The organism is Paenibacillus sp. FSL P4-0081 (assembly GCF_000758565.1).
Taxonomy (GTDB): domain Bacteria; phylum Bacillota; class Bacilli; order Paenibacillales; family Paenibacillaceae; genus Paenibacillus_AQ; species Paenibacillus_AQ phytohabitans.
Window position 1 is genome coordinate 6765104 of the sequence record NZ_CP009280.1, and the last position, 21542, is coordinate 6786645.

A 21542-nucleotide genomic window follows, 5' to 3' on the forward strand; every position below is an offset into this window, starting at 1 on the left:
AGGGCACCTCCTTACCACAGGGAATTATCAGAATCAATTTTGCGCACGATTCCGTTTGCCGTCAGCACCAGCACCAGACCTACAACCGACTGGTAAAAGCCTGTAGCCGCGGACATGCTTACATTACCGACTTCACGCAGCGCACGGTACACATAGGTATCGATGATATCCGTAGAGCCGTAGAGAAAACCTGAGTTGTTCGGGATAAAATAATGCAGGCCGAAGTCGCCGCGGAACATGTTGCCGATAGACAGGATCAGCATAATGATGATGATCGGGGCCATCAGGGGGATTGTGATTTTGAACGCCATCTGCCGTTTGGTCGCCCCGTCGATCCGCGCTGCCTCGTAATATTCGCTGTTAATGCCAATAATGCCGGCAAAATAAATCAGCGTGTTGAACCCCACCACTTTCCATAATTGAACCAGAATGAGAATCACCGGCCATGGCCCCGCATTCTGGTACCAGCTCACCGGATTCAGCCCGAAGGATTCCAGGGTGCGGTTGATAAAACCATCCGAATGGTTCAAGAAGGCATAGGCCACATAACCCACAAGTACCCAGGAAAGGAAGTGTGGCAGAAACAAGGCTGTCTGGTAGAACTTGCTCCACTTGGCCTTGATTTCGTTCATCAGAATCGCCAGCAGCAGTGCTGCCGAGGTACCTACCACAATGTAGGCGGTATTATATAGAACCGTATTACGGGTTATCCGCCACGCCGTATCCGTAGTGAATAAATAACGGAAATTATCCAGTCCCACCCACTTGCTGCCGAAGATGCCGAGATCATACCGGTAATTTTTGAAGGCGATAATCAGGCCGATCATTGGAATATACGCAAAAATCAATTTGTACAGGAGTCCCGGCAGTGAGAGCAGAAACAGCTCCCGGTTGTTCCGGAAATGGTGAAGCTCTCTTCCAATCCACGTTCTTCTGCGCGTTCCCGGCGGCGCACCTGAACTTGCTCTTTGTTCCGCTAGTGGAACCTTATTCAACATAACCAAAGCCCCTTCCTTTCCTTCCTTAGCTGCAGCTGTTTGCCTGTGTACCAGGCTTTGCATGACTAACAATAGCGTGAATCAGGCTTCGGCGTTACTGTACAATTGCAAGATTGCTGTAAAGAGGGGCTGTATTGTTGCCAGTTTCCTGTTCCGGCCGGGCGAAGCCATGCGTGGCGCAGCAAAAAGCCCGCTAAATGAACATCGCTCATTTAGCGGGCCTGGCTTAAGGCTGAAAAAACTTGTTTATTTTCTTTTTTTATTTGCTGCGGTCAATGGCGGACTTCAGGCGGTATTCCTTCGGTGTCGTTCCGTAGCGGCGTTTGAACAGGCGGTAGAAATAGCTTTCGTTGCCGAAGCCGACCTTTTCCATAATCTCCGTAACGGTCAGGTCCTTCTGCTCCAGGTACTCTTTGGCATAGGCTAGGCGGGCTGAGTTGATCTGATCCACGACTGTCGTGCCTTCCTGCGCTTTGAACACCTGGCCCAGATAGACTTGGTTCATCTTGAGCATATCAGCAATCCGCTGTACATTCAGATCCGGATCGGCGTAATGCTTATCAATAATTTCCTTCACCGTTTCGGCCAGCAGCCGGTTCTTATCCGCCCGCCCGCTGCGCCGCTGCTCCGCCACCTCGCGCACAACCTCCAGAAGTACGGTCTCAATCTCATCCAGCGTCTCTTTTTCCAGAATACGCCGGTTAACGGCCTGCAGGTTGACCGATACCGGGTTGACGTTGCGGTTATTCATCTCGCCAAGCGTATTGCTTAAGGTAACCGCAAGATGAAGAACCGCCGAGAACATATTCTCGTAGCTGAAGCTGCCAAGCAATTCTCTCCATTTGCGGATCGTCTGCTCTGTCTCTGCCAGATCCCCGCCCTTCAGTCCTTCTGTCAGCTGCCGTTCCAGCTCCTGCGGGATACGCAGCGATTCATTCCGCTCATTCTCCTGCAGCATTTCAGGCTCAATCACTGCTCCCTTGCCGAAGACCATCCGGTAGTTCGAGTGACGCATGGCCAAATTGTAATGCCGGGTGATGCAGCGGTAATCCGTGAACACTTCGCTCAGCGTAACCGTAAAGGTAATATGGTAGTAGTCAAAAATCGTCTGCTGAAGCTCCCGGAAGCGCTCTTCCAGCTTCGCAAGTGTCCCGGCTCCGCTGCCGGTGATGAAGACCAGATGGCCGCTTTTCATATCGGCCGCTTCACAAGTGCCTTCCAGCCGCAGCTGCTCCTGGCCGATATTGGCAATGGCAAAGTACAGCAGGGATTCCATAGGCAGCCCCGGATCTGCCGCAAGCCCCTGCAGATTGTCGATCTGCACCAGCGCCAGCCGCAGCGGCGACGGATAAGCGATGTCTATTCCGTGCTGCTCCCTGATCTGCAGGAATGCCTGTTCATCGAGGCTCTGGCTTGACCCGATCAGGCTGCGCAGCTGGTAGAGCTTCGCAATATTCGACTGCGAGGCCCGTTCCAGCTCCAGACCCTTCAGCTTGCTGATCATCTCGGTTACATTCGCCGCAATCAGCGACAGCTCATCCTTCGCCTGCGGAGCACCGCGTACATCCTGCGGCACCAGCGTCAGCAGCTGCCCCACCGGCTTATACAGCCTTAAGGCAAAGAACACGGACAGCAGGATAGCGAGCAAAGCAACAGACAGCGTGACCGTTATCTCCGTCCATTTCATCTGCCGGACGCTACCCAGCACAACATCGTAATCCTGCATGCTGACAATCTGCCAGTTATTCAGCGCTTTGCTCAGATAAGTGACCTTGTACTTCCTGTCTCCAAATGTATAGTTAAAAGAATTAAGCGGCGCAGCCGAAGAAGCAATCCGCGGCAGCAGGTCCGCTTTGATATTAAGACCGGCCGGAAGCAGCCCGTCGGTTGAAATAAGCACCTCGCCGTCACTGTCTGTAATGAAGAGTACATCATCTTCCCGCTCCGCCACATGATTAAGCGCTTTCATGTTATCCAGCATCCAGCCCGGCTTCACCGTCAGAATCAGCACATTGTCATTAATGGAACCGAGAGTGTCCCCGTCATATATAAAGATCGCAAATACGTCTATCCCCTCATCCTTTCCGTCAAGGTCCAGCGGAATCAGCTGCAGCTTCGGCAGATCCGCCCGCGAGGCCATATAGTTCTTAAGGGAATCGTACAGGAGACTATTGTTAATTTCATGGTTAAGCGACGAGAAGAACCGGTGCTGGGCCCCATTGTAAAAGACGGCAGCATGCAGATACGGGGAAGCTGCCACAGTATGGTTGAGGCGCTCAATCTTGAGAATGCTCTGCCTGTAATCCGCGCCGGACTTCAGCGCGAGCAGCTCTTCGTCATTGTACAGCGAAACCGCCAAATCCTTCACGATACCATTCATATTCTCAATATTGTAATTGATTTGGGTCAGCAGCTTGCGGTCGGCTTCGTTCTGCAGGCTGAGCACCTTGCCGCGGGCATTCGAGTTCACAAATAGCGAAGCCACAGCCAGTGTGGCAACAACAAGCATAAAGCTGAGTATAATCCGCTGTAAATATTTCCGCGAGCGGATCGTCTGCAGTACATTCATAGGTGATCTCTCCCGGCTCATAGGGTGACCTTAATATAATCCCGCGCCATTTTGCTTGTCAATCCGCTTTTCCGCGGGCCGCCTCCCCCGATTCCTCCGCACCCGGCAGCGTATCCGGCTCTGCATCGAACAAATTCCGCAGAAATGTCCGTGCGATTACCCCGTGTCCCGCTGTGTCCGGGTGGATTCCGTCGCCATAGCTATACGAGGCATTCAGTGACCGCTCCTGCCGGATATGCTCCAGCAGCGGAATGCGCAAATCCATGATGCCATCCGCAGGACATTCACCGGACAGAAGCCAGCCCGCATAACACTCCAGCACCTTGTCATAATCCTTGTAAGGAGCCAGATAGCTGAAATCAGCCGCATCCGCCGGCTGTAGCCGGCCGTTCATGGATGGAGCATCGAACGGCGGCGGTGTCATCAGCACGACAGTGGCCCCCGCTTTACGGATTTGTGTGCTCAGCCGCAGCATTCCCGCCTGATAAGCTGCGAAACGCTCTTCCGACAAGGGATGATAAATCCCGTCGTTCATTCCATAGCAGGCTACGACCACATTAGGAGACGCTGTCGCAAGCTCTCTTGCCAGCCGTTCATGGATACAGGGACGCGGAAACGGATGCGCCGCTTCGCTCAGTCCCGAGGCCGTCTCGCTGGGGACACCGCACGGGATGAGCTCCACCGCCAGATCCGGGCGGTGCTGCTTCAGCCATTCCCGGATTAAGCGGATATACAGGCCATCCGCCGTAATGCTGTCCCCGAGGAACATAATCTTGAGATTCGCGGTTTTTTTTGTCACGCTATCAATAATCGTATTAATATTTAAAGGCAGCATATCTTCCCTCCTGATCATTGCGCCATTTCCCCGGCTTGGCCTATGCCAAGCGTTTCTCCTGCAATCTAATGGTAGCGCCACCTGCCCTTTTCCGCCTTAACGATCCCGACTTTCTTTAGCATGATATCGACATGACTGAGCTCTTGGCAGCACCCGCAGCGGCTCTTAGATTTCCTCCGTGCCGGTAGAGGCAGCTGTATCTTCCCTCTGACGCAGCCGCCGGCGGTACGCTCCGGGAGTCAGTCCAAATCTCGAACTGAACAGGCGCGTCATATAGTTGGGATCTTGAATGCCTACCCGTTCGGCAATTTCCGAAATACCCAGCACCGTACCGCCCAGCAGCTTTTTGGCTTCTTCCAGACGCAGATGGAGTACATATTGCAGTGGCGTAGTGCCGATATGCTGTTTCATGCACCTCGTAATATAATCCGCCTGGAAATGCAGCTCCTCTTCAAGTCCGGCAAGATTAAACGGCTGTCTCCAGTGGACATCCAGGTAGCCTGCCGCTGCCCGGGCCAGCCGGACCGCCGGCTCCGGCTGTGCAGTCCGTGTGCATTCCGCCTGAAGTGCCTCCAGCAGCCCGGCCAGCAGCAGATGGAGACGCAGCGCATTTTCAGCACTCAGCCGGTTGTGAATCTCGTTCATCTCATGCAGAATCGGCTCCAGCGCTTCTACATCGACTATGGCGTATTTCGGCATATACAGACGCTGCTGTGCAGAGGGCTCCTCATCCTCCACCGTTCCCTTGGCCAGCAGGGATGACCAGGGAATATCCTCCCGCCGGATATACGCCGGCTTAGATTCATGGATGAAGTGCACCCAATAAATTTCTGTATCCTCCTCACATGCCCGGTAACCTTCATGCGGCAGTCCCGCCTCCAGCACCAGCAGTTTTCCCGGACCCACCGCATACTCCTTGTCCTCTTCTCTCATATAGAGCGTTCCGCGCTTCACCAGCAGCAGATCATACACACCGAAGGTGCGGGCGAAATGCCGGTCCCCCGGCGGCCAGACGGCATGTCCCACCGTGACGAATTGCGGCAGCGGCGGAATCGCTAATTCCAGACACAGCACTGGCTATCTCTCCTGTCCAAGTCGATTTTGTGCTATTCAAAGTCTATAATATCACTGGCTGCCCCGGCATAAAAGAGGTACATTGACTGGGAATCCGCTTTTCATCCAAATCGTATAAGGGGCTGTGTATCCATGCGTTTTCGTCAGGTTCACCTGGACTTCCATACTTCTGAATTCATTCCCGGCATCGGCAAAGATTTCTCCAAATCCCAATTTCAATCCATGCTGCGTGCCGGCCATATTGACTCTGTTACGGTATTCTCCAAATGTCATCACGGCTGGGCCTATCATCCCAGTGAAGCCAATGAAATTCATCCGCATCTCTCCTTCGACCTTCTGGGGGAGATGATCGGTGCAGCTCACGAAATCGGAGTCAAGACACCGGTATATCTGTCCGCTGGCCTTGATGAGAAGCTGGCCCGCCGCCATCCCGAGTGGCTGATCCGTGATGCAGAGGACCGCACACGCTGGGTGAAGGACTTCATGACGCCGGGTTATCATGAGTTTTGCATGAATACACCTTATCTGGACGTTTTGCTGGCGCAAATCCATGAAGTAGTTTCCCGTTATGATGCTGACGGTATCTTCCTCGATATCGTCGGCGGCCGTAAATGCCGCTGCCAGTACTGCGTCTCGGCACTGCAGGCAGCCGGCCAGGATCCCCGCGATGAAGCAGCCGTCACTGCCCTCGGTGAACAGACTTATCTGAATTATGCACGCCGTGTCCGGGAGACGATTGACGCGGTAAAGCCAGGCCTTCCGGTGTATCATAACAACGGTCATCAGCAGCGGGGCCGCCGTGATCTTGTCCAGGTTAACAGCCACCTCGAGCTGGAGTCACTTCCGACCGGAGGCTGGGGCTATGATCACTTCCCGCTGTCAGCACGGTACGCCCAGACCCTGGGCATGGAATTTCTCGGCATGACCGGCAAATTCCATACCTCCTGGGGCGAATTCGGCGGCTACAAGCATCCGAACGCGCTGCGGTATGAGGCCGCGCTCAGCCTTGCCCACGGTGCCAAATGCTCCATCGGTGATCAGCTTCACCCTTCGGGCTTCATGGATGAAGCGACCTATGCCCTAATCGGCGCTGCCTATGCCGAGGTAGAGGCGAAGGAGCAATGGTGCAACGGAGTGGAGTCCGTTGCGGACATCGCTGTCCTGTCCCTGGAGGCGGCCCGTGAAGCCTGCCCAGACGGACAAGCGCTGAAGGGACAGCGGAATCTGGCTGATGCAGGAGCAGTACGTATACTGAGTGAAGGACACTACCTGTATGATATCGTAGATACGTTCAGTGATTTTGCCGCTTACAAAGTCCTGATCCTGCCGGATGAAGTGCCGGTATGGCCGGAACTGGCTTCCGCTATTGAAGCCTTTACAGCAGGGGGCGGCAAGGTGCTGGCCACCGGACGTTCGGGCCTGAATCCGGCAGGTGATACCTTTGCGCTGAATCTGGGTATCCGCTGGCAGGGAACAAACCCGTACCGTCCGGCGTATTTCCATCCGTATTTCACGCCCGGCGCCCTCCTGCCTGCCTCTTATGTAATGTATGGTGAAGGTCAGCTGGTAGAATTGCGGGAAGGACAATCGCTGGGTCACCTGGAGAATCCGTATTTCAACCGCGATGTCTTTACTTTCTGTTCGCATCAGCATACACCCGGTACCAGAGAAGATAATGGACCGGCCATGGTTGAGAGCAGCAGTGGAATTTACATCGCCTGGGAGGTGTTCAGCGACTATGCGGAAGGCGGCCACCTTATCCTCAAAGAGATGGTGCTCCATGCACTGTCCCGGCTGCTGCCGCGTCCCTCCCTGCGCACCGGTCTGCCGGCCCGGGGAATAACGACCCTGCAGTACCAGCCGGCGGAGAAGCGCTATGTACACCATCTGCTCTATGCCGCCCCTGCACTGAAGGGCCGGATCGAAGTCATCGAGGACATCGTGCCGCTGCGTGACATTTCTGTCAGCCTGAAACTTCCGTCTCCTGCCCAAATCCAGCGGGTCTATCTGGCTCCTTCGATGACTGAACTGCCGTTTACGGTAAGTCCGGAGGGTGAAATCTCGTACACAATTCCTTACATGGAGAATCACCAGATGGCAGTGATAGAGCTTGCCCCTTAAAAACAAAATTCACCCTACTGGTGAATCCAGATCATACTTATTGATTGCATTTCACCTCAGTTGAAGTTTACCGGGCGGGCTCTATATGAACTATCCGCTCAGCAGGCGGACTGAGATTCCGTTATTTGAGCAGATCTGGCGAAATCACGGAGTATCCGGAATGAGATTCCCCTAATTGTCCTGAACTGCCACATTTTAAGTCCAAATGAACAACATAGCGGATTCTCAGTCCTCTTTCACCTTAGGAGGCATGTTTTCGGCAAAATAACGACTTCTCAGTCCGCTTCAGCAAGGATCTCCTGTTTGTTGCATAGTAGTCACAGTCACCGGGCTCTTATTAATTACTGCGGGTAATCATAACAATGAAGAAAACCGGCGGCGGATGCCGGAAGAGTCAGAGGAATTATACCGCTTGGAATGACAGGCTTATTGGGAGCTAAGTTAAAGGTAATCGACAATAGCTTAACCTGTATAATTACCTTAAAGAAAAAACAGGCTTACAAATTTGCCCGAAAGCAAATCTGTAAGCCTGTTTATGATGATACCGGCGAGAGGACTCGAACCTCCACGGTTTCCCTCTCGATTTTGAGTCGAGCGCGTCTGCCATTCCGCCACGCCGGCAAATTATAATAATAAATCCATTACGGACCATTTAATTTGAAATAATGGGGCGCCCTGAGAAATGCAGATGCTACGCATCCGGTTGCGACGTAATTCTATCGAAGCTTATGCTGCAACGAACTCGTTCGAATCTTAAGGACACTTTGAGTATTCAATAAAGTTATAAATGGCGCGCCCTGAGAGATTCGAACTCCCGACCTTTTGATTCGTAGTCAAACGCTCTATCCAGCTGAGCTAAGGGCGCAAAATATGGAGCGGACGACGGGAATCGAACCCGCGACCCTCGCCTTGGCAAGGCGATGCTCTACCGCTGAGCCACGTCCGCACACGGTATGTATTCAATATGTTACTTAAGTAAAAATGGCGGAACCGACGGGATTCGAACCCGCGATCTCCTGCGTGACAGGCAGGCATGTTAGGCCAACTACACCACGGTTCCAAAATAATTGCGGGGGCAGGATTTGAACCTGCGGCCTTCGGGTTATGAGCCCGACGAGCTACCGGGCTGCTCCACCCCGCGTCAGTAATAAATGTATCCACTTCAATCTTGCAAGTCTCCATGGTGGAGGCTGAGGGGTTCGAACCCCCGACCCTCTGCTTGTAAGGCAGATGCTCTCCCAGCTGAGCTAAGCCTCCATCGAAGAAGCAACTTAATGATCATAACACATTCTCATGAGATATACAATCATTATTTATTTCAACCTTAGAGATTGAAGAAGATTATGGTGACTCGTATGGGATTCGAACCCATGTTACCTCCGTGAAAGGGAGGTGTCTTAACCCCTTGACCAACGAGCCATATCAACAAATAATCTTTCGACAACAAAAAGTATTATATCAAATATATGAGTATAGTGCAATAGAAAACACAATGATTATTAAAATCTATTATCCGTCCACTTCAACACTATTCTAAACAGGCCATTACAGATCTCCGTTTCCTATTCCGTGGTCTCCAACAGAGACATAATAATTCCAGCTACCTCTGGAATGGATATCTGCTCAGTGTCCACATAACACTCAAAGACCTTGTTCTCCAGCCCTGTAAGACATCTCTCCATCTGTACAGCAGCCCAAGAGCCCCTGCCTTCACCACGGCGCTGCAATCTGCTATACAGGGTCTCAGTGGAAGCAGTCAACGTGAAATGACGAACTACTATCCCTTCGCTTCTCAGTCTGCCCACAATCTGCATAAAGTAGTCTGTATCTACTAGGGTCATAGGTACAATAATCGTTCCATTATACTCTGAATCTATGTATCTAAGCATTGAATACGTAAGCTCACGCCAGAGCGGATGGCTCTGAAAATCGTTTTTTGACATGCCTCCTGGAAGGTTATCACGGATATAAAAGCCGGCATTCTCCGGATCGAATACATAAGAATGTGGAATACTCCGGTGGAGCTCAATCGCTGTTTGCGTTTTTCCTGAACCAAAGGTTCCATTCAGCCAAATAATCACATACGCACCTCCCCGATACATACACCAATTATAATCCATATACAAATAGACTATATAAACCATACTTTAGATTACAACTAAATTAGTAACCGATTACTGCTTATGTGATACGTAATTTATTAAATTACCTACACCTGATTCGTCGCTTTCAGATTTGATATTCTTAAGTTACCACTGCACAGGCTTAAATGTTGTTCGTATTTTGCAGGAAATACAAGAATTGCCCGGCTATGTCGCCTGTAGGAAGAGAAATGCTGCTTTTCATACAATATTTTTGGATTATAGCCGAGATTATGAGGAGAATATTGTATTATGAGCAGGAATTTTAAATGCATTCCGTTTCTTCCCCTCAGGCAACGGGCTAAAATCGTGAAATTCATGTGTTATCTGTACAACAAAAAACCACCGTTGAATATCAACAGTGGTCTTAAGTGCTTGGCGGCGTCCTACTCTCCCAGGACCCTTCGGTCCAAGTACCATCGGCGCTGGAGGGCTTAACGGTCGTGTTCGGGATGGGTACGTGTGGAACCCCTCCGCTATCGCCACCAAACGGGCATTTACAGGATAAATGCTATAATTCAGGTCTCAGCATCGCCAAATGCTGAAAACAAATTTTCTCTATAGAACTACTTGAGCTCTATAAATTACAATTTGATTCCTGAAAACTGAATCCGAAACGAATCTGCGCTCTAAGAATTTGGATAAGCCCTCGACCGATTAGTATTGGTCAGCTCCATGCATTGCTGCACTTCCACCTCCAACCTATCTACCTCGTCGTCTTCAAGGGGTCTTACTAATTGGGAAATCTCATCTTGAGGGGGGCTTCACGCTTAGATGCTTTCAGCGCTTATCCCGTCCGTACGTAGCTACTCAGCCATGCTCCTGGCGGAACAACTGATGCACCAGCGGTACGTCCATCCCGGTCCTCTCGTACTAAGGACAGCTCCTCTCAAATTTCCTGCGCCCACGACAGATAGGGACCGAACTGTCTCACGACGTTCTGAACCCAGCTCGCGTACCGCTTTAATGGGCGAACAGCCCAACCCTTGGGACCTACTTCAGCCCCAGGATGCGATGAGCCGACATCGAGGTGCCAAACCTCCCCGTCGATGTGGACTCTTGGGGGAGATAAGCCTGTTATCCCCAGGGTAGCTTTTATCCGTTGAGCGATGGCCCTTCCATGCGGTACCACCGGATCACTAAGTCCGACTTTCGTCCCTGCTCGACTTGTAGGTCTCGCAGTCAAGCTCCCTTATGCCTTTGCACTCTGCGAATGATTTCCAACCATTCTGAGGGAACCTTTGAACGCCTCCGTTACTCTTTAGGAGGCGACCGCCCCAGTCAAACTGCCCGCCTGACACGGTCCCCGTACCCGATTAGGGCACCAGGTTAGAACCTAGATACGATCAGGGTGGTATCCCAACGGCGCCTCCGCAGAAGCTTGCGCTCCTGCCTCACCGGCTCCCACCTATCCTGTACAGATCGTACCCAAATTCAATATCAAGCTGCAGTAAAGCTCCATGGGGTCTTTCCGTCTTGTCGCGGGTAACCTGCATCTTCACAGGTATTAAAATTTCACCGGATCTCTCGTTGAGACAGCGCCCAAGTCGTTACGCCATTCGTGCGGGTCAGAATTTACCTGACAAGGAATTTCGCTACCTTAGGACCGTTATAGTTACGGCCGCCGTTTACTGGGGCTTCGGTTCACAGCTTCGGATTGCTCCTAACCACTCCCCTTAACCTTCCAGCACCGGGCAGGCGTCAGCCCGTATACTTCGCCTTGCGGCTTCGCACAGACCTGTGTTTTTGCTAAACAGTCGCTTGGGCCTTTTCACTGCGGCCCCCTCGGGCTATTCACCCTACCGAGGCACCTCTTCTCCCGAAGTTACGAGGTCATTTTGCCGAGTTCCTTAACGAGAGTTCTTCCGCGCGCCTTAGAATTCTCTTCTCGCCTACCTGTGTCGGTTTGCGGTACGGGCACCTTCTCCTGGCTAGAGGCTTTTCTTGGCAGTGTGAGATCATGACCTTCGCTACTACAATTTTCGCTCCCCATCACAGCCCAGCCTTCACGATGTGCGGATTTGCCTACACATCAGCCTCACTGCTTAGACGGACATATCCATCAGTCCGCGTCACTACCCTCCTGCGTCACCCCATCGCTCATAGCGGATTACGGTGGTACAGTAATTTCAAACTGTTGTCCTTCGACTACGCCTTTCGGCCTCGCCTTAGGTCCCGACTTACCCTGAGCGGACGAGCCTTCCTCAGGAAACCTTGGGCTTTCGGCGGATCAGATTCTCACTGATCTTTTCGTTACTCATACCGGCATTCTCACTTGTATGCTGTCCAGCGCTCCTTACGGTACACCTTCAACCTGCATACAACGCTCCCCTACCCCAGATGCAAAGCATCTAGCCATAGCTTCGGTGGTGTGTTTAGCCCCGTTACATTTTCGGCGCAGAGTCACTCGACCAGTGAGCTATTACGCACTCTTTCAATGGTGGCTGCTTCTAAGCCAACATCCTGGTTGTCTGTGCAACTCCACATCCTTTCCCACTTAACACACACTTGGGGACCTTAGCTGATGGTCTGGGCTGTTTCCCTTTTGACAATGGATCTTAGCACTCACTGTCTGACTCCCGGCAAGAAGTTAATGGCATTCGGAGTTTGACTGAGCTTGGTAACCCTTGCGGGCCCCGCACCCAATCAGTGCTCTACCTCCACCACTCCATTCACCGAGGCTAGCCCTAAAGCTATTTCGGGGAGAACCAGCTATCTCCGAGTTCGATTGGAATTTCTCCGCTACCCCCACCTCATCCCCGCATTTTTCAACATGCGTGGGTTCGGGCCTCCAGTGCGTGTTACCGCACCTTCACCCTGGACAGGGGTAGATCACACGGTTTCGGGTCTACGTCCACATACTTAGTCGCCCTATTCAGACTCGCTTTCGCTGCGGCTCCGGCTTCTCACCTTAACCTTGCATGTTAAACGTAACTCGCCGGTTCATTCTACAAAAGGCACGCCATCACCCATAGATCGGGCTCTGACTTTTTGTAAGCACACGGTTTCAGGTTCTATTTCACTCCCCTTCCGGGGTGCTTTTCACCTTTCCCTCACGGTACTGTTTCACTATCGGTCGCCAGGTAGTATTTAGCCTTAGCAGATGGTCCTGCTGGATTCATACGGGGTTTCACGTGCCCCGCACTACTCGGGATCCGTCTCGGAGAGAACACAGTTTAGGCTACAGGGCTTTTACCTCTATCGCGGGCCTTTCCAGACCTCTTCGCCTACCATATTCCTTTGTAACTCCATGTGAGACGTCCCACAACCCCAAGAGGCAAGCCCCTTGGTTTAGGCTGTTCCGCGTTCGCTCGCCGCTACTGACGGAATCACTATTGTTTTCTCTTCCTCAGGGTACTTAGATGTTTCAGTTCCCCTGGTCTGCCTCTGCGTATCCTATGTATTCAGATACGAGTAACTGCGAATTACCACAGCTGGGTTTCCCCATTCGGACACCCCCGGATCAAAGCTTGCTTACAGCTCCCCGAGGCAGTTTCGTTGTTCGCCACGTCCTTCGTCGGCTCCTGGCGCCTAGGCATCCTCCGTGTGCTCTTATTAGCTTAACCGTCACTCCGGTGTTTCGCTTGCTTGCTCATCTTGTTTTGAATGCCGCTCATGGATTGCTCCATTCACCAACACATTCAAAGCCAAAGGTCGCTGCACAATCGAAAACCTTCGTTCTGCACTAATAACTATTCCAACTTGCTTACACAAGTTTCAGCTAAAAGATGTTCTAAAACGCAAATTCGTTTCGGTATCCAGTTTTCAAGGATCAAGGTGCTGAAGTTTCGGGACAATCACGACTGTGATGTTCGAAAATTCAGACAGTTTAAAGATGAGAGCTTAAACTCTCAAAACTGACCAACGAGTGAGTGTTTGAACCCTAAGGTTCGTTTTGGAAGTAATACTTCCGATTTGAATGTCACCGTTGCAGGTGACGATTCTCCATAGAAAGGAGGTGATCCAGCCGCACCTTCCGATACGGCTACCTTGTTACGACTTCACCCCAATCATCTACCCCACCTTCGGCGGCTGGCTCCCTTGCGGGTTACCCCACCGACTTCGGGTGTTGTAAACTCTCGTGGTGTGACGGGCGGTGTGTACAAGACCCGGGAACGTATTCACCGCGGCATGCTGATCCGCGATTACTAGCAATTCCGACTTCATGCAGGCGAGTTGCAGCCTGCAATCCGAACTGAGACCGGCTTTGCTGGGATTGGCTCCGCCTCGCGGTTTCGCTTCCCGTTGTACCGGCCATTGTAGTACGTGTGTAGCCCAGGTCATAAGGGGCATGATGATTTGACGTCATCCCCACCTTCCTCCGGTTTGTCACCGGCAGTCACTCTAGAGTGCCCAGCCTTACCTGCTGGCAACTAAAGTCAAGGGTTGCGCTCGTTGCGGGACTTAACCCAACATCTCACGACACGAGCTGACGACAACCATGCACCACCTGTCTCCGATGCTCCGAAGAGGGGCACTATCTCTAATGCTTTCATCGGGATGTCAAGACCTGGTAAGGTTCTTCGCGTTGCTTCGAATTAAACCACATACTCCACTGCTTGTGCGGGTCCCCGTCAATTCCTTTGAGTTTCAGTCTTGCGACCGTACTCCCCAGGCGGAGTGCTTACTGTGTTAACTTCGGCACCAAGGGTATCGAAACCCCTAACACCTAGCACTCATCGTTTACGGCGTGGACTACCAGGGTATCTAATCCTGTTTGCTCCCCACGCTTTCGCGCCTCAGCGTCAGTTACAGCCCAGAAAGTCGCCTTCGCCACTGGTGTTCCTCCACATATCTACGCATTTCACCGCTACACGTGGAATTCCACTTTCCTCTTCTGTACTCAAGTCACCCAGTTTCCAGTGCGACCCCAGGTTGAGCCCAAGGTTTAAACACCAGACTTAAATGACCGCCTGCGCGCGCTTTACGCCCAATAATTCCGGACAACGCTTGCCCCCTACGTATTACCGCGGCTGCTGGCACGTAGTTAGCCGGGGCTTTCTTCTCAGGTACCGTCACTCCGGCAGCAGTTACTCTACCGGACGTTCTTCCCTGGCAACAGAGCTTTACGATCCGAAAACCTTCATCACTCACGCGGCATTGCTCCGTCAGGCTTTCGCCCATTGCGGAAGATTCCCTACTGCTGCCTCCCGTAGGAGTCTGGGCCGTGTCTCAGTCCCAGTGTGGCCGTTCACCCTCTCAGGTCGGCTACGCATCGTCGCCTTGGTGGGCCGTTACCCCACCAACTAGCTAATGCGCCGCAGGCCCATCCCCAAGTGGCAGATTGCTCCGCCTTTCATTCTCTCTTCAGGAGAGGAAAGAAATTATCCGGTATTAGCTACCGTTTCCGGTAGTTATCCCAGTCTTGAGGGCAGGTTGCCTACGTGTTACTCACCCGTCCGCCGCTAAGTAAGAATGGAAGCAAGCTTCCATTCAAACTCCGCTCGACTTGCATGTATTAGGCATGCCGCCAGCGTTCGTCCTGAGCCAGGATCAAACTCTCCAAATTGTATTTAGAAAGAGCGATTGCTCATTTTGAAACATCTGACGAGAATTTTCATTCTCTTTTTTTGGAAGTCACTTTCGTGAATCCCCACTCACTCGTTGTTCAGTTTTCAAAGATCAAGTTCGTTGTCAGCGCCGCTCACCGCGTCACCAGCAACTTTTATAATATATCATGTTTCTCATCTGAATGCAACACTTATTTTTCAGAAGCTGTTTGCATACTTGTCAGATTAACATGTCCAATCTTGTGAAAAGGCTTCTGCCTCGCGACTGGATTTATAATATACCATGCATTTATTACTAAAAACAACCCTCAATATTTACCATTTTAAAAATGGTTCTATAGAACTCCATAGTTATACTATACAAGTCTCTGTACCTGCAAAACTCCAAAAAGTGCAGCAAGCCCGCATCCTATGCGTGACCTGCATGCACTCCATAAACTATCGTTTCAGACTTAATTAGAAATCCATGGATTCTTATTCTTTTTGGCTGTACTTGAACGTCCGTTTGAGCTTGAACTTGTTTTGGAAGAAGTCTTAGCTTTGGCTGTGGTTGTCTGGCTGGAAGTTTTCACTTTTCCCGCTGCCGGTTTGGAAGCTCCACCTTTGGAGTTCTTAACAGTCTGTGCTTCGGTGCGTCCTGCTTCAGGAGTCTCTGCTGCTTCCTGCACTGCAGGCTCAGGGACCTGGATTTCAGGTACACGGTTATGGGCAAAGTTCTCCATACCAGGGTAGGATGGATAAGGCGGGATATTCGATACCATTGGCTGATCGTACACCGGTGACAGCGCACTAGGCATTGAATTCATTTCTGCTGAATAAGGGGATACCATTCCCTGCTGCGGCATACCATACACCGGATACGTATTGTACATAGGCTGCATTGCTTGCTCATACGGATAAGGCTGAATAGACATTCCGCCGCATCCGCAGGAAGGCCAAGGGAGATTGACCGGCTGGCCGCTATACTGCGGAGATACAAAAGATACGTTATCGTTCACAGGGCTCACTGCGGACATTGCCGCATTGTTATAGTCTGGCGCAGCGTTCGGGTACCAGGCTCCGGGATAATCTCCTTCAGGATAAGCATAGTACGGCGGGCAATCCGGCATGAAAGCTGCAGGCTGAATGTAGTTAGGTGCAGCGTTTATATCCATCATCCCCATTGGCTCATACACAGGATACACCGGCGGATAATTCATGAAATACGGGTTTTCATTCAGACCTGGATAACCTTCGGTCTTGTCGCATGGAGAGACTTTACCATCGTTCCATGCCGCTGGCTGAACCTCAGTTTTATGTGCTTCTTTGGGCATCTCATATGTGATGGCTTCTTGTGCCGGAACTGAGATTTGTACATATAAGCTTTGTTTCTCATGGACGATTTCCTGGATCGGCATCACTTCGGGTGCCTTATTGGGCGCAGGGTTAGGCGCTGGCACAGGAGCAGCAATGGGAACCGGGACAGCTTCTGCGGCAGGGGACACGACAGGAGCCGGCTTTTCTATGGGCCCGGTATAGGTTTTTCCGCCAATAGCTGTTTTGTCTACGACTGCAGGTGCTGTGGATTGTGCCTGAATGGGAGTAGTATTAGCTTTTGCCGGAGAGACAGACTGAGCCTGAATAGGAGAAGCAGTATTAGCTTTCTTAGGGATATTCACTACTTCCCCTGTCATCAGAACATTGGGATTCTTAAGCTGCGGATTGGCATCAATCATGTCCTTCAGCGTAATGCCCCATGCTTTGGAGAGCTTCCACAAGGTATCGCCTTGCTTGACGGTATGCTTGTAATAGACCTCACTGTTATCTGGTACAGGTATCGGGGCTGCCGGTATTTTGACCTTATCTCCGACAGCGAGTACATCTGGATTCGTGATTTGCGGATTGGCCTCAATTATTTTTTGCAGCGGCACTCCATACTTCTGCGATAACGCAAACAGCGAATCGCCTTGCTTAACAATGTGTATTTTCACGCAGCATTTACCTCCTAATAAGTATCTGTTGATCGACGTTGCCCCCCGGTTCAGGGATTACTGCACTTCAGCATGGTATATGCGGTACAGCCGCCTCCTTCGTTACTACATCTTATGCAGCCCATGGGCGAATGACATCCCTAATACAAAAAAAATCCTCCCAGGGCTCCATGGGAGGATTGCTTCTATATTCATTCATTGGTTTGCGGAATAACTATTAAGGAACTATCCCCACACCTTATAACCGTCTTTATCCACAACATTGCGGAATTCTTCAAGCAGCTGCAGGGTAATCGGGCCAGCGTGACCGGAACCGATAATCCGGCCATCAATTTCACGGGCCGCAATAACTTCGGCTGCGGTACCGGTGAAGAACACTTCATCAGCAATATATACATCATGCATGGTGAACGGTTCTTCCTTCAGCGGCAAGCCCAGTTTCTCACATAGCTCGATAATCGCCAGACGGGTAATTCCTTCAAGCGCGCCCAAATAGCAGGGAGGCGTGTAGACTACTCCTCTTTTGATAATGAAGATGTTGTCGCCCGATCCCTCGGTTACATATCCTTGCGCATTCATCATGATCGCTTCATCGGCTTCCGCCAGATTAGACTGGATCTTCACCAGAATGTTGTTGAGATAGTTCAGCGATTTGATCTTCGGATTCAGCGCATCCGGGATATTACGGCGCTGGGATACCGACACGGCACGGAGTCCGTTCAGATAAGCCTGTTCCGGGTAGATCGCCAGCTGCTCTACAATAATAATGACACTCGCTTTGGGACAGCGGCGCGGATCAAGCCCCAGGTTACCGGGACCGCGCGAAACAATCAGACGGATATACCCGTTGCGCATTTCATTAAGGCGGATAGTCTCAGCCATAGCCTCCAGCATCTCATCATACGTCAGCGGAATCTCCAGCATAATCGATTTGGCCGAATCATACAGCCTGTCCAGATGCTCTTTGCATTTGAAAATGTTGCCGTTATAAATACGGATTCCTTCGAAAATACCGTCTCCATATAAAAAGCCGTGATCAAATACAGATACCTTAGCATTGTCCTTCGTTACATGTTGTCCATCCAGATAGATCCATTGTTCAGCCATGAACTTACTGCACCTCCGCTTTCTCTTCCTCATAGGTGTATGTGGGATAGGACCCCAGAATCCGTACCTGGCAACCCAAGGCCTTGATCTCTTCGATCGCCCCCGGGAGAAGCACCGACTCTATCGGTTCCAGCACATCAATATAGAAATAATAAGTACCCAGTTTCTTCTTGGTCGGACGTGATTCAATCCGCGACAGATTCAGCTTCCGCCAGGAAAATGCAGCCAGCACCTGATGCAGCGCACCCGGAAAATCCTCAGGCAGCGTCACAAGAATACTCGTCTTGTCCCCGCTGCTCTCTAGCGGGAGCTCCAGCTTCTCCTGGCCAACAAGTACAAAACGCGTGTAATTGTTGTTATGGTCTGTAACCTGCCGCTCCACGATCTCCAGCCCGTGCGTAGCTGCCCCCAGTGACGTACCGATGGCGGCCCAGCCCTTGCCGGGATTATTCTTTACAATCTCAACGGCTTCGGAAGTGCTGCCCACAGATTCCAGCTCCGCCCAAGGTGCGGCTTTGCGGATGAACTGCAGACATTGTGCCATAGCAACCGGATGGGACAGGATTTTGACAATCTTCGTATAATCCTTATGTCCGCTCCCATCCGTGAATTCCTGCGGATTACCGATCAGATTCTGCACCGACGGAAAAATCCACTCCGCCTGCATCGGCAGATTCACCTCGTTAATGAGCCAGTCAATATGCAGGCTGACCGAGCCTTCAATCGTATTCTCAATCGGAATCACACTGTAATCCGTAACTCCGTTCGCCGTAGACAGAAAGACATCGGATATCAGCTTATGATGCTCAATATTTACCGGGTTACCCCCAAATAAATGCAGCAGCGCTTCATGCGACACCGAGCCCTGAGGCAATACCGCTATTGATTTCATGACTGTAATTCTCCTTTTATCATATCCAAAAATGATCCGTTTTGCATCCCGTTTCTTTCAAGCACCTCCGTAGTAACACCTGAAGTACATGGCGACAGCCATACAGTCCGGGAAGGAATCCCGTTCTCCTGCATCGTTTCTGTCAGGAAATGCTCCAGTTCCTGCTTCTTGTCGCTGCTACGGTCCACCATACATAACAATGTAGGGCCTGCGCCGCTTAGTGCAATCCCCAGAGCACCACGTCCCGGCGCCTCGGCAAGCAGCTTCTCCATACCCGGCACCATAGGAGCACGGTACGGCTGATGCAGGCGGTCCTGCATCGCTCTGCCAATCATATCGAGCCGGCCGGCGGATAGTGCTGCAGTTAGCAGTGAGGCACGGCTGATATTATGGACAGCATCGCCCATTGTAACTTCGGCAGGCAGTAGCCCTCTTGCTTTGACTGTCTCCAGCTCAAATTCAGGAATAACCACAAGCACTTCCAGCGCCTGTGGAGGCTCTATCCGGATATAATCAGCATGCTGCCCATCCCATGCTGCTGTGATAATCCCCCCGAAGATGGAGGCTCCAACATTATCAGGATGCTTCTCAAGCGCTGTGGCCATATCAAACAGCTTCGCAGACCCAAGCGGTGAACCAATCATAGCATTAGCTGCGGCCAATGCGCCAACAATCGCGGAAGCACTGCTGCCGAGACCCCGGGTAAGCGGAATTTCTGAATACATCGAGATGGATAGTTCGGGGACCGAAACCCCGGCTTCTGCAAACACCATCTGGGCTACCTTGTACAGCAGATTGCTTTTGTCACGGGCGATACCCTTCATCTCATCACCATACAGGTGAAATACCGTTTCTGCCGCCTCTTCCATCTCAATCCAGGCATACAGTGACAGTGCCATGCCCAGTGTATCGAATCCCGGACCGAGATTGGCGGTGCTGGCAGGGACTTTTACTCTAGACCTTCCGTAAATACTCATGGCGTGGGAAATCTCCTTCGTTATATTTGCACGCAGCCGATGAATTTCGGAATGCGGTACTCAGCCTTCTACACGATAATGGCTTTTGATGCGGTGAATGACGTTCAATTGCTCTAAATGCCGCATTACTTTATTCATACTCGCCTTGCTGGCATTGTGCGTTACAATAATGATTTCTGCATCCGGGTTATTGGCATTAGCCTGCTGCACTACGGAATCCAGACTGACATCATATTCGGCAAACACTTGAGTAATCTTCGCCAGCACACCCGCTTTGTCATCTACGTGCAGGAGGAGGAAGTTCTTGTAGAAGATATCTTCATCGCTCTTCAGCTTCTTCTGCTTATAGGGGACAATCTGCTTAAGCCCATTCACACCCAGCTTCAGATTCTTAATTACAGCCACAAGATCTGCCACAATCGAGGTTGCGGTAGGCATTGCGCCTGCTCCGGCACCATAAAACATCGTTTCCCCTACAGCTTGCCCATACACATATACGGCATTATATACTCCGTTCACGGATGCAATCGGGTGGCTGGCACGGATCATCGTAGGCTGCACACTGATGCTGAATTCTTCATCCTGGCGTTCGGCAATGCCGAGCAGCTTCATCTCATAGCCCAGCCGCTTGGCAAAAGCAATATCCTCTTTGCTCACGCCGGAAATCCCGCTCACACTGACATCGCTGAGTTCAACGTTGGTCCGGAAGCCAAGGGTGCCCAAGATCGCCATCTTGCGGGCAGCATCCAGACCCTCCACATCGGAGGTTGGATCAGATTCAGCATACCCGAGTTCCTGTGCTTCCTTCAGCACATCCAGATAAGACGCGCCTTCCTGGCTCATTTTGCTAAGTATGTAGTTGGTTGTCCCGTTAACGATACCCATAATCTTCATAATCTTGTCGGAGGAGAATCCTTCAATCAGTGTACGGATAATCGGAATGCCTCCAGCCACGCTGGCCTCGTAGAATACATCACACTGCTTCTCCTGAGCCTTAGCCAGAATCTCCGAGCCATGCAGGGCCATCAGGTCCTTGTTGGCTGTAACGATATGTTTGCCGCGCTCCAGCGCCTCTAGAATGTACTCTTTCGTTCCCGCAATACCGCCCATGACCTCGACAATGACATCAATTTCCGGGTCCCGGATAACCTCCCACGGGTCATCGGTGATCTTGGATGGATCGACTTCAATTTCCCGCGGCTTCTCCGTATTCTTCACGGCAATACGTTCAATCAGGATCGGCGAGCCTACCTGGCTGCTCAAATCCTCCTGATTCCCTTCAACGATACGGACTACGCCCGTACCTACTGTACCCAAACCCAGCAATCCCACTTTAACCGGCTTCATT

At 51.4% G+C, this 21542-nt stretch carries 11 protein-coding genes, 7 tRNA genes and 3 rRNA genes; 1 reads left to right on the forward strand and 20 read right to left on the reverse strand.

Annotated features, from left to right (window positions below; all coding sequences use genetic code 11):
* Nucleotides 1-11: 11 nt before the first annotated feature.
* From P40081_RS28755 to P40081_RS28770, 4 genes are all read right to left on the reverse strand, one after another.
* On the reverse strand, nucleotides 12-998 hold the full coding sequence (locus P40081_RS28755) for an ABC transporter permease (RefSeq protein ID WP_042139566.1): 987 nt from the start codon (nucleotides 996-998) through the stop codon (nucleotides 12-14).
* A 259-nt stretch (nucleotides 999-1257) separates the two neighbouring features.
* Entirely contained in the window at nucleotides 1258-3567 is a 2310-nt protein-coding gene (locus P40081_RS28760) for a helix-turn-helix domain-containing protein (protein ID WP_042139567.1), read from the reverse strand.
* A 58-nt stretch (nucleotides 3568-3625) separates the two neighbouring features.
* The gene (locus P40081_RS36760; RefSeq protein WP_052422062.1) at nucleotides 3626-4402 is read right to left on the reverse strand and encodes a DUF459 domain-containing protein; all 777 of its coding nucleotides are present in this window, start codon (nucleotides 4400-4402) and stop codon (nucleotides 3626-3628) included.
* Nucleotides 4403-4567: 165 nt separating this feature from the next.
* Entirely contained in the window at nucleotides 4568-5476 is a 909-nt protein-coding gene (locus P40081_RS28770) for a helix-turn-helix domain-containing protein (protein WP_042139568.1), read from the reverse strand.
* A gap of 132 nt (nucleotides 5477-5608) precedes the next feature.
* On the opposite strand from P40081_RS28770, the gene P40081_RS28775 reads away from it, so the two are divergent.
* On the forward strand, nucleotides 5609-7597 hold the full coding sequence (locus tag P40081_RS28775; RefSeq protein ID WP_042139569.1) for an alpha-amylase family protein: 1989 nt from the start codon (nucleotides 5609-5611) through the stop codon (nucleotides 7595-7597).
* Between the two features lie 542 nt (nucleotides 7598-8139).
* On the opposite strand, the gene P40081_RS28780 is transcribed toward P40081_RS28775, so the two are convergent.
* The 16 genes from P40081_RS28780 to P40081_RS28855 form a co-directional block, all read right to left on the reverse strand.
* Nucleotides 8140-8218: transfer RNA gene (locus tag P40081_RS28780), tRNA-Leu, on the reverse strand.
* Nucleotides 8219-8385: 167 nt separating this feature from the next.
* A tRNA-Arg gene (locus tag P40081_RS28785) sits at nucleotides 8386-8462 on the reverse strand.
* Nucleotides 8463-8468: 6 nt separating this feature from the next.
* A tRNA-Gly gene (locus tag P40081_RS28790) sits at nucleotides 8469-8543 on the reverse strand.
* 36 nt (nucleotides 8544-8579) lie between these two features.
* A tRNA-Asp gene (locus P40081_RS28795) sits at nucleotides 8580-8657 on the reverse strand.
* 7 nt (nucleotides 8658-8664) lie between these two features.
* Nucleotides 8665-8738 (reverse strand) — tRNA-Met (locus tag P40081_RS28800).
* A 40-nt stretch (nucleotides 8739-8778) separates the two neighbouring features.
* A tRNA-Val gene (locus P40081_RS28805) sits at nucleotides 8779-8854 on the reverse strand.
* Between the two features lie 87 nt (nucleotides 8855-8941).
* Nucleotides 8942-9016: transfer RNA gene (locus P40081_RS28810), tRNA-Glu, on the reverse strand.
* 143 nt (nucleotides 9017-9159) lie between these two features.
* Nucleotides 9160-9678: an AAA family ATPase gene (locus P40081_RS28815; RefSeq protein ID WP_042139570.1), complete on the reverse strand. Its 519-nt coding sequence runs from the start codon at nucleotides 9676-9678 to the stop codon at nucleotides 9160-9162.
* 433 nt (nucleotides 9679-10111) lie between these two features.
* Nucleotides 10112-10228: ribosomal RNA gene (rrf, locus tag P40081_RS28820) — 5S ribosomal RNA — on the reverse strand.
* Between the two features lie 147 nt (nucleotides 10229-10375).
* Nucleotides 10376-13304, reverse strand: a 23S ribosomal RNA gene (locus P40081_RS28825).
* 385 nt (nucleotides 13305-13689) lie between these two features.
* Nucleotides 13690-15247 (reverse strand): 16S ribosomal RNA (locus P40081_RS28830).
* Together the 16S, 23S and 5S rRNA genes form the textbook arrangement of a ribosomal RNA operon.
* Nucleotides 15248-15700: 453 nt before the next feature.
* Nucleotides 15701-17218, reverse strand: a complete 1518-nt coding sequence (locus tag P40081_RS39140) for a LysM peptidoglycan-binding domain-containing protein (protein ID WP_042139572.1) — start codon at nucleotides 17216-17218, stop codon at nucleotides 15701-15703.
* Nucleotides 17219-17443: 225 nt separating this feature from the next.
* Entirely contained in the window at nucleotides 17444-18325 is an 882-nt protein-coding gene (gene ilvE, locus P40081_RS28840) for a branched-chain-amino-acid transaminase (protein ID WP_042139573.1), read from the reverse strand.
* 4 nt (nucleotides 18326-18329) lie between these two features.
* On the reverse strand, nucleotides 18330-19217 hold the full coding sequence (pheA, locus tag P40081_RS28845; RefSeq protein ID WP_042139574.1) for a prephenate dehydratase: 888 nt from the start codon (nucleotides 19215-19217) through the stop codon (nucleotides 18330-18332).
* Nucleotides 19214-20194 (reverse strand): homoserine kinase, encoded by a 981-nt coding sequence (gene thrB / locus P40081_RS28850; protein WP_042139575.1) that lies wholly within the window; start codon nucleotides 20192-20194, stop codon nucleotides 19214-19216. The genes pheA and thrB overlap by 4 nt, the downstream gene beginning before the upstream one ends.
* Nucleotides 20195-20254: 60 nt before the next feature.
* Entirely contained in the window at nucleotides 20255-21541 is a 1287-nt protein-coding gene (locus P40081_RS28855) for a homoserine dehydrogenase (RefSeq protein WP_039300481.1), read from the reverse strand.
* Nucleotide 21542: the final 1 nt, after the last annotated feature.

What these genes read in the sequence shown, in the direction of transcription:
- P40081_RS36760 (WP_052422062.1), bottom strand. Translation starts at nt 4,402, where the DNA reads ATGCTGCCTTTAAATATTAATACGATTATTGATAGCGTGACAAAAAAA.
- thrB (WP_042139575.1), bottom strand. Translation starts at nt 20,194, where the DNA reads ATGAGTATTTACGGAAGGTCTAGAGTAAAAGTCCCTGCCAGCACCGCC.
- P40081_RS28855 (WP_039300481.1), bottom strand. Translation starts at nt 21,541, where the DNA reads ATGAAGCCGGTTAAAGTGGGATTGCTGGGTTTGGGTACAGTAGGTACG.
- ilvE (WP_042139573.1), bottom strand. Translation starts at nt 18,325, where the DNA reads ATGGCTGAACAATGGATCTATCTGGATGGACAACATGTAACGAAGGAC.
- P40081_RS28755 (WP_042139566.1), bottom strand. Translation starts at nt 998, where the DNA reads ATGTTGAATAAGGTTCCACTAGCGGAACAAAGAGCAAGTTCAGGTGCG.
- pheA (WP_042139574.1), bottom strand. Translation starts at nt 19,217, where the DNA reads ATGAAATCAATAGCGGTATTGCCTCAGGGCTCGGTGTCGCATGAAGCG.
- P40081_RS28775 (WP_042139569.1), top strand. Translation starts at nt 5,609, where the DNA reads ATGCGTTTTCGTCAGGTTCACCTGGACTTCCATACTTCTGAATTCATT.
- P40081_RS28760 (WP_042139567.1), bottom strand. Translation starts at nt 3,567, where the DNA reads ATGAATGTACTGCAGACGATCCGCTCGCGGAAATATTTACAGCGGATT.